Here is a 13,533-nt window from a genome sequence, read left to right on the forward strand (position 1 = left end):
GTGACAGCCATGCTTAGCCCATCCACCAAAAAAGACATCCGATCCAGCTACGAAAACCTGAAAGCACAATTGCAGAATTTTATTCCGAGGAAGGCACAAAACTATTTGGTGGCCGAAATCGCGAAAACCTTGGCCGGTGAATACCACCCTAAGCGCCGGATTTTGGTTGCAGAAGCGGGAACAGGCATCGGAAAATCCATGGCGTACCTGATGGGCTCCATTTGCTTTGCACTCAATAACAACAAAAAAGTGGTTGTTTCCACGGCTACCGTGGCCCTTCAAGAACAACTGATCGGGAAAGATTTGCCTCTTTTCCGCCGTGTAGTGCCACGGGAATTTAGTTTTGTTTTAGCTAAAGGGCGTCAACGTTATTGTTGCGGTCAAAAACTGGCTACCGTCGCAACCCCTGAAGCACATGGGCAGCAAACGCTGTTTACCGAAAAACCGAAACGCGGTGATATCAACTTGCTCAACACCCTGTATGACGCTTACTCGCGGGGAAAATGGGATGGCGACCGGGATGCATGGCCAATAACCATTCCTGACTATCTTTGGCAAACCATTGTTTCAGACAAGCACACCTGTCACTCCGGGCTGTCTGCTCATCGCAGCTGCCCGTTTGCCAAAGCGAGGGAACATCTGGACAAAGCTGACGTTATCGTAGCGAACCACAGCCTGTTAATGGCCGATCTCGAACTGGGTGGCGGCGTCATCCTCCCTGAGCCAGAGCACGCACTGTATATGATTGACGAAGCCCATCACCTGCCCACTATCGCCCGGGACTTCTCTGCAGCCTCAGCCAGTTTAATGGGGGCGGCTTCATGGCTGGAAAAGCTTAACCAGAGTGCATCAAAGATTGCCAATGGGGGCGACATCAAACGAAGCGGGCGCTTTCTGGATGCCCTCCAGTCAGGTATTCAAGTATTGGTCCCGTCTTTGCGCGGCGTGCGCGATATGCTGGGTGAGTGCTCACTGAATAAAGACGGGATCTATCGATTTACTGACGGTGAACTGCCGGAAGCACTCCAACAGGAAGCGAAAGAAATACAAAAAGCGGCTAAAAAGGCCAATCAGTCCCTCGCAAAGCTTCACGAGCTTATCTCTGAACGGGTTAAAGAGGGCGACATAGCGTCCCGTCTTGCCGATCCGCTTTTAGCCGAGTCTGCATTTTTCTTACAGCGCCTCGAAAACCTTGAAAAAGTCTGGACATTGATGGCACAACCCAATTCAGAAAAAGGTGCTCCCTTGGCCCGTTGGATCCAGCGCTGCCCAGAGCGGGAAACTGACTTGATTGTTCATGTGTCTCCGCTTGAAATCGGTTGGCGACTGGATCAGTTGCTGTGGTCACGGGCGGCAGGCGTCTGCTTGCTGTCCGCGACGCTTCGCGCGCTTAACTCATTCTCTTATTTCTGCCGCCAGATAGGGCTGGATGAACATGATGGCACCCGTTTTCTGGCACTGCCCTCCCCATTTAATTACCCGGAAAATGCCCGTCTGGTAGTACCTTCCATGCCCTGTGAGCCGCAGGATGACAGGTTTACCGAGGTGCTACCCGGTGTACTTATGAAATACCTGGAAGGGGAAACAGCAAGTCTTGTACTGTTTTCGTCATACTGGCAAATGAACCAGGTGGCAGAGAAGATGCAGGCAGAAATGAAGATACGGGGCTGGTCCCTGCATGTTCAGGGAGAGGCTTCGCGGACCTCAATCCTTGAGGCACACCGGAAGTGTTGCCAAAACAGACAAATCAGTGTGTTGTTCGGCACCGGCAGTTTTTCAGAAGGATTAGATTTACCGGGAGAGCTGCTGACCAACCTTATTATTACTAAAATTCCGTTTGCCGTCCCCACCTCACCGGTAGAAGAAGCCCATGCTGAATATCTGGAGCGAAAAGGCGGCAATGCCTTTCTACAGATTTCAGTGCCAGAAGCCAGTAAAAAGCTCGTACAATCAGCGGGTAGGCTACTGCGTAAAGAGCACGACTCTGGTAGAGTTGTGCTGCTTGACAGACGGGTTGTGACCAGACGGTACGGAAAAGCCCTTCTTGACGCGTTACCTCCCTTTAAACGTGTGATCGAACACACCTAAAAAGAATAAGAAAAATGCTCGAACTTCTGGATCCAAACACCATCATCATCCTCGGGTTGGTGGCTTTTGCTGCCGGCTTTATTGACGCAGTAGCCGGCGGAGGCGGTATGTTGACCGTGCCTGCCCTGTTGTCTATCGGGCTGCCGCCCCACATTGCCCTCGGAACAAACAAACTCTCGGCCACCTTTGCCTCATCGACAGCGGCATTGACCTATTACCGGAAAAAGCTCTTCTCTCCCCGTTTCTGGTCTCACGCTTTTCTCGCCACCTTGATAGGGGCGGTATTCGGCACACTGGTGGTTGATTACATTTCCACCGATTGGCTGGAAAAAGCACTGCCTCTCGTCGTGCTTGCCACCGCAGTGTATACCCTTTGGCATCCACAGCCGAAAGCAGAGAGTCATTCACTCCCCAATGACGTTCCCAATCTCAAGAAGAAACAATGGGGGCAGGGCTTTACCCTGGGGTTCTATGATGGCGTAGCAGGGCCAGGCACTGGTGCATTCTGGACCGTGTCATCCATGTCGATGTACAAGATGAACATTTTGCTGTCATCTGGTCTTGCCAAAGCGATGAATTTCACCAGCAATTTCACCTCCCTGGTAACATTTATTATATTGGGGCATGTTAACTGGTCTATCGGTCTTACTATGGGGGCTTGCCTGATGGTGGGGGCTTATATTGGTGCCCATTCTGCTATCCGGTTCGGAGCCAAATTTATTCGCCCAGTGTTTGTCTCCGTGGTAATGGTACTTTCGGTTAAACTGGCCGTTGACGCCTGGTTTTAAGCCTAAGCAAAACACAGAGTAACCTATGGATTTAACTTCCCTGAAAGTGCAACTGCAAGCACTGGCCAACAGTGCCGCAGACATCGACCGGAAACGTGGTGAAAGTGCCAACCCCCTGTTTGATGAGCGCCTGTTTTCCTGTCTGGCGCGTTTGCTGACGCCGTGCGTGATTGAGGCAAAAAGTGTCGTGGACACAATTGAACGCGAGCAAGCCAACGGACGACTCACCGCAATGCGGGCTGAGTATCTTTGTGAAAAGCTGCTGAACCAGCTAGGTGCCTTGCAGCGGGAAATAGCCACCCAGTCTCTCCGCCAGCAAGAAAAAGCCATGGCCCCCAAGTACGGTGCGTCCATCAGTCAACTTTATCAGGATCTCGCTCAACACCAAGGCTGGGAACGCCGTTTAAGCGATATGATCAGGGACGCAGAGGCCAGGCTCGACACCTGCTCATCGTTTATCGAGCAGCAGCAGGCTCAAAAACAACTGCTTGTTCTGGAAAAGCGTCTTGCCCGTTGCAAGGAGGCTCGGCAGAAAATTGAAAAACGTATATCCTTCCGAGAACGCAAGGGCTGAATGCACCATGTTACCTGTGATCTACCACCCGATTTACTCCGACTTCCCCTTGCCGGAAGGCCACCGCTATCCGCTTCAAAAGTACCGATTGCTGCGTGACTATCTTGATACCCATGCCTTCCCTGTGACCGAATACCGCCCTCGCCCAATCAACAGCGAGGTGCTCAAACAAATCCATGATGCCGGATACGTCGAGGCCTTGGTCAAAGGCACATTACCGTTAGTCAAAATGCGTCGGATTGGCTTTCCCTGGAGCGAAGCACTTATCCAGCGCAGCCTGACATCTCTCGGTGGCACAACACTGGTGGTGGACAAAGCCATTAAACATGGCGTTGCGATTCATTTAACCGGCGGTTACCACCACGCCCATTATGATTTTGGCAGTGGGTTTTGTCTCTTTAACGATCTTGTTCTCGCCGCGAGCCACGCGCTGACCCATGAAGGTATCGACAAAGTACTGATTGTCGATTGTGATGTGCACCACGGCGATGGCACCGCAACCCTAGCTGCTGGGCGCAGTGATATCGTGACGTTCTCTGTTCACTGCGAGAAAAACTTCCCATCACGAAAGCCGGCATCTGACATTGATTTGCCATTACCCATGGGAACAACATCAGACGCCTATTTATCGGCGTTTATCCCCTGTCTTACCCTTGCCCTGGCACAATATCAGCCCGATCTGGTGATCTATGATGCCGGTGTCGATATTCACCAAGACGATGAGCTAGGCTACCTAAACGTTTGCCAACAAGGAATCGCGGAAAGGGATGCAGCTGTGCTGAAGGCATGTCAAAAGCATAATATCCCCGTTGCGGCCGTCATCGGTGGTGGGTATCGCACAGAACAAGAGACACTGGTGCCCCTTCACGCTGAGCTTATACGCGCTGCACTGAATAGTTATTTCCCAACAAGGAGCCCATAAAAATGAGCAACACTGGCTTAGAAAATGCCCCGGATGACATCAAATTAGCCGTTGATTTGATTTATTTACTGGAAAGTAACGGGATTGATCCGAAAACAGCACTTAAAGCGATAGATATTGTCAAATCCGATTTAGAGCGAAAGCTTGAACAAATAAATGATTAACGCTTTGAATAATTGAATATTTACCCAAGGCACCCGGTATCCAACTCCGACAACAATTGTTAATTACCATAGCTATTTGTGTTAAAAAAGAAGCCTTTTATTAAACTAAACGCCTAAATTTTAATCTTTTATTGAAATTTACAGATGCCTCACGACCAAAATTAGAGTATTATCCCGCCGTTTTAATTTGTCTTTTTCGTAGAAAGAAAGACAAAAGCGGTCAGATCTTACTCAAATGAATTTGTAGTTTTCGTAACAGAAGTACAAATCCACTGACCGAAGATCTCTGCATGGAGACGTCGCCAGGGCAAGCTGTTTGCCCAGGGCAGAGAGCAGAAAGGTGGTTTCAGATCCTCTGTCTCCTCCTTGTCACTCGACTGCCACTTTATACCCAAGCAACTTGAAGATGCTCGAATTCAGGTTATTTGGGTATACATTTGACGACATTAGAGTTTGTATATGACGGAACTAAAAGAACTATTCGTTTCCTTTATTGATGCCGGGAATGGCTTGCTGTGGGGAAGCGTGCTCATTTACCTTTTGATCGGCGCAGGGCTTTATTTCACTTTCCGCACCGGTTTTCTCCAATTCCGCGCATTTGGCCACATGTTTGAGCTTATCAAAGGCAGCCGTGAAGGCGCTGATGGCGGGATCTCTTCCTTTCAGGCATTCAGCACCAGCCTCGCCGCCCGCGTCGGAACGGGAAACATGGCAGGGGTAGCTGTTGCTATCTACCTGGGCGGACCAGGCGCAGTGTTCTGGATGTGGGTAACCGCACTGGTCGGTATGTCCACCAGCTTTGTCGAATCTACCCTTGCTCAAGCGTACAAAGTCAACCACAAAGATAACACCTTCCGCGGTGGTCCAGCGTATTACATTGAAAAAGGCCTGGGCCAACGCTGGCTGGGTATCACGTTTGCTATCTGCTTAATCATTGCCTTTGGCCTGGCTTTTAACGGTGTTCAGTCGAACTCCATTGCTGCCGCTATGAACACAGCGTTTGGCGCCGATCATACCTGGGTGGGTATTATCCTCGCGCTGGCAACCGCTCCCATCATCTTTGGTGGTATGCGTTCTGTTGCCCGCGTCGCAGAACTTATCGTTCCCTTTATGGCAATCGGTTACCTGCTTGTCGCCCTTTACGTGATCTTCATGAACATGACTCTTCTTCCAGATGTCTTCCATGCAATCATCACCAGCGCTCTGGGGATCGAACAAGCCGCAGGGGGTGCCATAGGTGCGGCGATGATGCAAGGTATCAAACGAGGGTTATTTTCGAACGAAGCTGGTATGGGGTCTGCACCAAACGCGGCGGCCACTGCCACAACGCGCCCGAACCACCCAGTGGCTCAAGGCTATGTTCAGATGCTTGGCGTATTCATTGATACCATCGTGATCTGTACTGCGACCGCTTCTATCATCCTGCTGTCCGGTATGCTGGATACCAATAGTGACCTAACGGGCATTGCTCTGACCCAGGCGGCGCTGGTTGAAGAAGTGGGCGCATGGGGTGCTGGCTTTATTGCTATCGCTATCCTGCTGTTTGCATTTACATCTTTGATTGCAAACTACTCTTACGGTGAATCAAACATCGAGTACATTTTCAAGAGTAAATCTGTTGTCAATATCTACCGTATAGCAGTGCTGGCGATGGTTGTCATTGGTGCAGTCGTTGATCTGCCAACTGTGTGGGCATTTGCTGATTTGTCGATGGGTATGATGGCAATCATCAACCTGGTGGCCATTCTGGCACTGTCTGGTATCGTATTTGCGCTGTTGAAAGATTATGAGACCCAACGCAAAGCAGGGAAAAAACCAACGTTTGACCGCACTAAGTTCCCGAAACTGGACAAACAAATCGACAAAGACGTTTGGTAATACCTTCGGTGATCGCCGACATAAAACACAACCTATCAAAAGGGAGCCACTGGGCTCCCTTGCTTTTTCTTCCGTTTGGTTTATTCAGGTATCGACTTTAATATCCGCAACGCTTCTTTCGCGTGCTCAACGGCATCGCGCCCAATTGATGTTAAATAGCCACCGTCTTGTGCTGTGATCAGCTTTTTTTCATAAAGACGTTCTGTGGCGGCTACAAGGCCAGGATCTGCATCACTGTGAACTTTGATGCCCATGAGATCGGAAGAGAGAGAAAACTTCACCAGGACGTTCATTTCGTCAACCAGTTCAGAGGTAAATGGCATAGCGCCTCCAACATTTATCCGTGTTTCGTTATCCCCGAATATAGTTGGTCGTGACAAAGAGAAATTGTGCCGAGATCAAGAACTCTCCGATAAGATCACCCCACGCGGATGATAAAGCACAGAACTTTGAATCACGCCACATCATGGACACTGTTGTTTCCCCAGTGCGTTCCTGACATAGTTGCCAACAACGTAACCGTGATTTGCCAAAGAAGCGAATGGTCCTCCTTCTTGCAACGGCTCACCACTACTGAAAAAAAGAGCAGTCATCAAGACTGCTCTTTTCGAAGAAGGGAGACAACGCCGCTGTTTAGGCTTGGATACCGACAATCAACCAAGGGGCGTTTGGCAATGTCATGTCACGCTCCAAGTGCCAGATATCGGTGATATCCTCTTCAATGCCTTCATGGCGATCACAGTAACGGCCACTGAACTGAAGGCTCAATTGTGCACGTTTACCGTCATAATCAGCACGCACAATTTCCGCATCCACATACATCACTTCTGTATGCTGTTCACCGTCCAGTTTGCGGCGTTCTTCGGCCAGATCGTTATAAAGCTCAGGCGTCACATATTCCTGAATGGTTTCCAGTTCATTGTGGTTCCATGCGCCTTGCAATGTGCGGTAATGCTCACGCGCACCATTAACAAATGCCGACATATCAAAATTTGGCGGGAAGTTGAACGGTACATCGTTATTCACCGCGCCAAAACCACCGGTTGAAGAGGTCGCAGCAGACTCACGGAATTGTGGTTGCTCATGATAATAACCTTTCTTCTGTGGGGAGGGGTTACCCGCATAAGCTTGCTGGTGCGGTCGGTTAATCGAACCATTCTTTGCCGCCATCAAGCTCTTGAAGATCTTAAACAACACAAAAGCGATCAGCGCGATGATGAGAAAGTCCATGACCTGGAAGCCTTCAAATGCACCGCCAAACATCGCAGCAATCAAACCACCTGCCAGCAGGCCACCGAGCAAACCGCCCATTAACCCTTTCTTCGATGACGATTTTGCTGCTGAAGCAGGATCGCTTTGCTTATTGATCGAATTGGTATTGGTCGGTTGGGATTTGGGTGCAGGTGCCGTCTTAAAGCTCTTACCAAAAGACTTACCACCACCAAACTTCTTCGCTTCTGCATGTGGTGCCGAAACCACCATCACAAACATCAGCGCAAACAGACTAAAAAAGCGTTTCATTGCAAACCTTTTGTTTCAATGTTAGAGAACGCAACAAGCGTAACGTATCCTCATGCTATGCCAGTAGAAGCGAAAGTCAAACCTTGATGCACATGAAAAATGTTACCAATCGTTTAAATGCCTTTAATGGGTTGACAGGCATCCCCAACCGGTATTTCTCCTTTGGGCAACTTTTCACGTAAAATACAACAAATCTTAAAGGAGATAGCGTTCGTCAATGAATCATTGCGTTACCATTTCTTATCCTCTAAAAAATGAAGGTTAGTGCTATGAACGATACACACAGTAAAGTCGTTGGATACATTTTGTGGATTTTTGGCTTTCTTGGTGCACACCGTTTTTATTACGGCAAGCCCGTCACTGGCACTATCTGGTTTTTTACCCTGGGATTGTTGGGCATTGGCTGGCTGATTGATCTGTTCCTGATCCCATCCATGGATCGTGAAGCCGATCTCCGCTTCCACAGTGGGCAATGCGACTTTTCTGTCGCCTGGATTTTGCTGACGTTTCTCGGCATATTCGGTATTCACAGGATGTACATGGGCAAATGGCTGACCGGTATTCTGTATCTGTGTACTGGCGGCTTTTTCCTGATCGGTGTTATTTATGATTTCTGGACATTGAACGATCAAGTGTCGGTCAAAAATGCAGAAATCTTCAGCTAATCAGCTCCTTGTCAGCCTCTCAGTTATTGACTTTTCGTCAAACTGAGAGGCGCGTAACTTGCCCTTTGCTGACCCCACTTCTAGAATATCGAACATTGTTCACTATTTGCAGCAAGATGTAATGGCCCGCAGGAACGATCACAGTCGCGAAGAGTTGGTAGAAATGACTCTTCGTTGTGTTGAAGAGCACTTAGACACCCAGCCCTACCATAATCTGAGTTTGCGAAAAATTGCCGCTCAGATTGGTTATGTGCCCAGCACGTTGGTCAATGTGTTTGGTAGTTACAACATCTTATTGCTTCATGTCGTGGCAAGGACACTGGATGATCTTCGCTCGCAGGCTGCGCAGAAACTGACAGAAGTGACCAATAGCAAACAGGCATTATTCACCCTCGCCCATTTATACCTGGAATTTGCATCAAACAACCCGTACCGCTGGCAACTGGTTTTTGAACACAGTATGCAAGGTGACAAGCTGCCAGATTGGCAAAATAACCGTATCCAGAACATGACGGGAATACTTGAAAGCTTGCTTAAACAGCTGTCCCCTTCGAAAACCGACGAGCAAGTGGTCGAGGCAAGCCGCGTGCTGTGGGCGGGTGTACATGGTATTACCCTGCTAGCTGTAGACGACAAGTTTTTTACTTCTGTCCCGGTCAATGGTGCTGAGCTCATTGATAACCTGCTGACAGGCTACCTCAGAAGCTGGACAGATACTTAACCGACCGTCAGGAAGGAAAAGATGACAACCCAGACCGGGCTTTTAAAACAGCGGCGTTTTTTGCCCTACTTCATCACCCAGGCCTTGGGTGCATTCAACGACAACGTGTATAAAAATGTGCTGCTGATTCTGGTCGCCTTTGCCGGTCCTGGCGTCATTGGGTTCAGTACTGATCTCTTTATCAATCTGGCGGCAGGGCTTTTCATTCTTCCCTTTTTCCTTTTTTCCGCGTTTGCCGGTGAACTCGCCGATAAGTTTGAAAAATCCCGATTTATCCGCAGCGTGAAACTGCTGGAAGTCGGCATCATGGGGCTAGCGGCCATCGCATTTATCGTTGAAAGCTATCAGGCTTTACTGGTTTTATTGTTTTTGATGGGTACCCAGTCTGCATTCTTTGGGCCCGTAAAATATGCCCTGCTACCGCAGACCCTGAAGCCACAAGAGCTGGTGTCAGGGAATGCCCTGGTCGAAACCGGTACTTTTCTGGCTATTTTGCTCGGCACTATCGTTGCAGGGGTGATTGCCCATCAGGAAGACGCAAGGAATATTGCGGCCATCGCTGTGGTGCTATTTTCGGTGTTGGGTTATCTCAGTGCGCGGCGCATTCCCGACGTTGCAGCAGGCAACCCGTCTCTGAAAGTCCGCTTTTCGCCGATTCGCCAAATGAAAACCACCCTTGGCATCGCTCACAAGGATAAAGTGGTATTGCAGTCTATTCTGGGGATAAGCTGGTTCTGGTTTTTGGGCGCAAGCTACCTGACACAGTTTCCCAACTACGCCAAGCTGTTCCTTGGCGGCAGCGAAGCGACCGTCTCCTTCCTGCTGACCCTGTTTTCTGTCGGTATTGCGGTAGGTTCCCTGCTATGCGACAAACTGTCCGGCCACCGTATTGAGCCCGGTATTGTGCCTATTGGTACGCTGGGCCTGACTCTTTTCGGTACCCATCTGATGTTTTCTACACCGCCGGCTCCCTCCACCGCCACGACTTTTTTGGGTTTTGTCGCTGATCCCTCCCTCTGGTGGGTGTTTGCCGATTTGCTGTTGATTGGTGTTTTCGGGGGTATCTTCATTGTTCCCCTCTATGCCATGATGCAGACACGGGCGAAAGAGAGTGAACGCTCACAAGTCATTGCTGCCAATAACATCTACAACGCCCTTTTTATGGTGACCAGTGCCATCCTTGCCATGGTGTTACTGGGGGTTGCCGGACTCTCTATTCCGCAGTTTTTCCTGATACTGGCACTGCTCAACCTCGTGGTCACCTTCTATGTCGGCAAACAGGTGCCCTTGTTCGCGCTTCGCTTTGTTATCTGGTTTTTGAGCCACAGTTTTTACCGTGTCACCCACCGAAACCTGCACCATATTCCTGAAAAAGGCGGAGCGCTGCTGGTGTGCAACCACGTCAGCTATGTCGATGCCCTGATATTGGCCGGTGCCTGTCGGCGCCCGATCCGCTTTGTCATGGACGAAGACTACTATCGCCTGCCTGTATTGCACTATTTTTTCCGGGCCAGCCGCGTTATCCCCATTAAGCTGACCAGCACCTCTATCCGCAACGCTCTGAAAGAAGTGAAAAAGCAGCTGGATGACGGCGAGGTAGTCTGCATTTTTCCTGAAGGCCAGTTGACCCCAGACGGTGAAATCCAGCCCTTTAAGCGCGGGGTGGATTGCATTTTAAAACAATCCCCGGTGCCGGTTATACCGCTTGCGCTCCGGGGACTGTGGGGCAGTTACTTCAGCCGAGAAGGTGGCCGGGCACTGCTTAAGTTTCCGCGCCGGTTCTGGTCAAAAGTGGAAGTGGTTGCGGGTACACCAGTAGCCCCGGAAGACGCGCGCTGCGAGCGGCTGTTTAATGACGTGAAAACCTTGCGCGGTGATGTTTGTTAGTGTTCACTCATTAGGGTCTGTTTACCTTTGGCGACTGATTTGACAGCCATTCTGCCAATACCTTTCGCGACAGCTTTATGCCCCCTTCCCCGAAATTGGTAGGTAATGTCAGTACGCTTCTTGGCACTTGATGAGGTGGAAACATCGCTTTGGCTTTTTGCAAGAACGCCTGTTCATCCACCTTGCCCTGAATAATTGCCACTGGCACACTGCCCCATTTCGGATCGGCCTGTGGCAGGATAAAAACCTGTTCGATCCCTTCAAAGGATGACAACGCCCTTTCAATCGATTCAGGCTGCACATTCTCACCGCCACAAATAAACATATTGTCCAACCGCCCCAGAATGCACAGCTCGCCATCCCGCCACTCGCCCCTGTCTTTGGTGGCAAACCAGCGGTCAGCGAGAGGATGAAGCTGCCCCTTGATAAAATAACCTGGCGACCGTGTCTTTCCGCCAACCAACACTTCGCCATCAGCCGATAATCTGAGCTCACGGTTGGGCAAGGTTTTACCGACAGAGAAACGTCCATCCGCCCGTTTTGCGGTGATGGTAGACGCCATTTCTGTCATGCCATAGCCACACCAACAGCGAATCCCCTTTTGCTCAGCATCATCTACCAGCGGTTGCGGGATCACCGCTCCACCCAGCAACACCGAATGCAAGGACTGTGGTCTTTCCGCCCTTAGCAATCGTTGCAACTGGATTGGTACCAAGGAAGCATGCGTTGCTCCCTCCAAGGCCATCATCAGGGCATCGCCTTTGGTATCCGCAATTTTCAGGGTGGCCCCTTTACATAACCACCGCCAGACAATGGCAAGCCCGGAAACATGGAACAGCGGCAGGGAAAGTAACCAGCAATCTTTGTCGCCAAACGGCATCAGTGAAAAAAGGCCGTCAGCACTGGCCAAGTGATTCGACGCAGTATGTGTGACCGCTTTGGGTGTACCGGTAGAGCCGGAGGTTAAAACCAGTGTCAGGAGACGGTCGGCATCAAAAGAGATACCGCTTGGAGTTTGTGATGCGCCAAGGGCGACCGCCATCGGATCAATCACAGTCCGAATACCGGCATGGTCAAGAATTTGGTGGGTTAAACCATCAGGAAAAGCAGGATTGAGCAGCAACGTGCGCAGACCTTGCTGCCATGCAGACAACATCACCAACAAGGTCTGGTAGTCATTGCGTGCAATCAGGGCAACATAATCCCCTTTACTGGCCGGGAGCGGAGGAACTTTCGCAATATCCTGATCCAGGCGCTGCCATGTCAGCGCCTTTTTTCCAAGATACAGAGCCGTGGCCTGTGGCTTTAAAGACAACCAGTGCTGCCAGGGCCAACCGGAAAAGGTCAGCGTTGTGCCTGCCATACCACGTCACATGCTTTCAGTGTGGTCAGTGGCAGTTCACATCCCGGCCACGCGGTTTCCAGTTGGGTCTTGAACAGGGAAACCGTATCCAGCCCCGGCAGGGTATCCGGCGTCAGCCAATTCGCGATACGGGCGAGCTGATTGAGGCCAAAGCTGGATTCAATGCTTGAGCTTATCACCACCTCAAGCCCTTTCGCTTTTGCTTCATCGACCAGCTTCCGCACGGTTTGCAGTGAGCCAACTAAGGTAGGTTTAATCACAATCGCCGAGACACCTTGCTGTTTTTTCACCTCAAAGCCATCCTCACGCACGGTTTCATCCCAGGCAATGGCAATGCCGGTTTCTGCCGCAAAGTCGAGGCTTTGTTCTGGTGTCTGGCAAGGCTCTTCCAAAAACGCAATCCGCGTGCGGAAAGCCGGATTCACGTATTTGGCGAATTGTGCCGCTTTGGTTGGGGTCCACTGGCGGTTGGCATCAAGGCGCAGACGTAAGTCCGGGATCACTTCCAGGAACATATTCGCCACCATGCCATCACGGATAGGTTCATATAAACCCACTTTGATTTTCGCCACTTTTTCCCCGGGCAGCGCAGCCAGCTTTTCCACCAGCTCATCGGGGTCTCCGCTACACAGCGGGGCCGACAGGTAGTTACCTTCGCCGGGAATATCCCCGTTCAGCTCAGCGATCGCGACGGAAAGACCAAACGCCACGGATGGCGACAGATTATTCCAGTCAATGTCACGATCGTTGAGCCAGTCAGCGAGGCAAACCTCCAGTTCTTTACTGGCCTGTTCAATAGATTCAACACTGAACTCCGGCAAGGGAGCAACTTCACCACGCCCGATACGATCATCGACCCGAAGCTCAACAATAAAACCGTCCCGCTGCACCAGACGGGTGTGACGCAAGATCACACCACTGTCCATCGGCAACGCATAACGGTAAAGCGTTGCTTGTTTCAT

General features: G+C 50.4%; 13 protein-coding genes. 9 read left to right on the top strand and 4 right to left on the bottom strand.

Annotated elements, in window-relative coordinates; genetic code table 11:
• Positions 1-9: 9 nt before the first annotated feature.
• From dinG to VHA_RS16520, 6 genes are all read left to right on the top strand, one after another.
• The gene (gene dinG, locus VHA_RS16495) at positions 10-2,088 is read left to right on the top strand and encodes an ATP-dependent DNA helicase DinG (protein ID WP_005506393.1); all 2,079 of its coding nucleotides are present in this window, start codon (positions 10-12) and stop codon (positions 2,086-2,088) included.
• Between the two features lie 14 nt (positions 2,089-2,102).
• A complete protein-coding gene (locus VHA_RS16500) occupies positions 2,103-2,876 on the top strand; it encodes a TSUP family transporter (RefSeq protein WP_005506395.1) in 774 nt (257 codons plus the stop codon).
• A 25-nt stretch (positions 2,877-2,901) separates the two neighbouring features.
• Positions 2,902-3,450 (top strand): primosomal replication protein PriC, encoded by a 549-nt coding sequence (gene priC, locus VHA_RS16505; protein ID WP_005506397.1) that lies wholly within the window; start codon positions 2,902-2,904, stop codon positions 3,448-3,450.
• Between the two features lie 7 nt (positions 3,451-3,457).
• Positions 3,458-4,372 carry a histone deacetylase family protein gene (locus tag VHA_RS16510; protein ID WP_005506399.1) on the top strand — a complete coding sequence of 305 codons (915 nt, stop codon included), beginning with the start codon at positions 3,458-3,460 and terminating at the stop codon, positions 4,370-4,372.
• A gap of 2 nt (positions 4,373-4,374) precedes the next feature.
• Positions 4,375-4,536: a pleiotropic regulatory protein RsmS gene (rsmS, locus tag VHA_RS16515; protein WP_005506400.1), complete on the top strand. Its 162-nt coding sequence runs from the start codon at positions 4,375-4,377 to the stop codon at positions 4,534-4,536.
• Positions 4,537-4,995: 459 nt separating this feature from the next.
• Positions 4,996-6,414, top strand: coding sequence for an alanine/glycine:cation symporter family protein (locus tag VHA_RS16520; RefSeq protein WP_005506401.1), 1,419 nt, complete (start codon positions 4,996-4,998; stop codon positions 6,412-6,414).
• Positions 6,415-6,494: 80 nt separating this feature from the next.
• Here the strand turns inward: VHA_RS16520 and VHA_RS16525 are convergent, their stop codons facing one another.
• Both VHA_RS16525 and VHA_RS16530 read right to left on the bottom strand, forming a co-directional pair.
• Positions 6,495-6,737, bottom strand: a complete 243-nt coding sequence (locus tag VHA_RS16525; protein ID WP_005506402.1) for a TIGR02647 family protein — start codon at positions 6,735-6,737, stop codon at positions 6,495-6,497.
• A 310-nt stretch (positions 6,738-7,047) separates the two neighbouring features.
• Complete coding sequence (locus VHA_RS16530; protein ID WP_005506403.1) at positions 7,048-7,935, bottom strand: Tim44 domain-containing protein; 888 nt, start codon at positions 7,933-7,935, stop codon at positions 7,048-7,050.
• A 269-nt stretch (positions 7,936-8,204) separates the two neighbouring features.
• Here VHA_RS16530 and VHA_RS16535 point away from each other — a divergent pair, with 269 nt between their 5' ends.
• The 3 genes from VHA_RS16535 to VHA_RS16545 all read left to right on the top strand — a co-directional run bounded on the left by VHA_RS16535 (position 8,205) and on the right by VHA_RS16545 (position 11,208).
• On the top strand, positions 8,205-8,600 hold the full coding sequence (locus VHA_RS16535; protein WP_005506404.1) for an NINE protein: 396 nt from the start codon (positions 8,205-8,207) through the stop codon (positions 8,598-8,600).
• Positions 8,601-8,721: 121 nt separating this feature from the next.
• Positions 8,722-9,321 (top strand): TetR/AcrR family transcriptional regulator, encoded by a 600-nt coding sequence (locus VHA_RS16540; protein ID WP_005506405.1) that lies wholly within the window; start codon positions 8,722-8,724, stop codon positions 9,319-9,321.
• A 21-nt stretch (positions 9,322-9,342) separates the two neighbouring features.
• Complete coding sequence (locus VHA_RS16545) at positions 9,343-11,208, top strand: MFS transporter (RefSeq protein WP_005506407.1); 1,866 nt, start codon at positions 9,343-9,345, stop codon at positions 11,206-11,208.
• 10 nt (positions 11,209-11,218) lie between these two features.
• Here VHA_RS16545 and menE read toward each other — a convergent pair whose 3' ends face one another.
• Complete coding sequence (menE, locus tag VHA_RS16550; RefSeq protein ID WP_005506409.1) at positions 11,219-12,571, bottom strand: o-succinylbenzoate--CoA ligase; 1,353 nt, start codon at positions 12,569-12,571, stop codon at positions 11,219-11,221.
• Positions 12,553-13,533 (bottom strand): o-succinylbenzoate synthase, encoded by a 981-nt coding sequence (gene menC, locus VHA_RS16555; protein ID WP_005506410.1) that lies wholly within the window; start codon positions 13,531-13,533, stop codon positions 12,553-12,555. The genes menE and menC overlap by 19 nt, the downstream gene beginning before the upstream one ends.

Origin of the sequence: Grimontia hollisae CIP 101886 (genome assembly GCF_000176515.1) — a bacterium.
GTDB classification, from domain to species: Bacteria; Pseudomonadota; Gammaproteobacteria; order Enterobacterales; family Vibrionaceae; genus Enterovibrio; species Enterovibrio hollisae.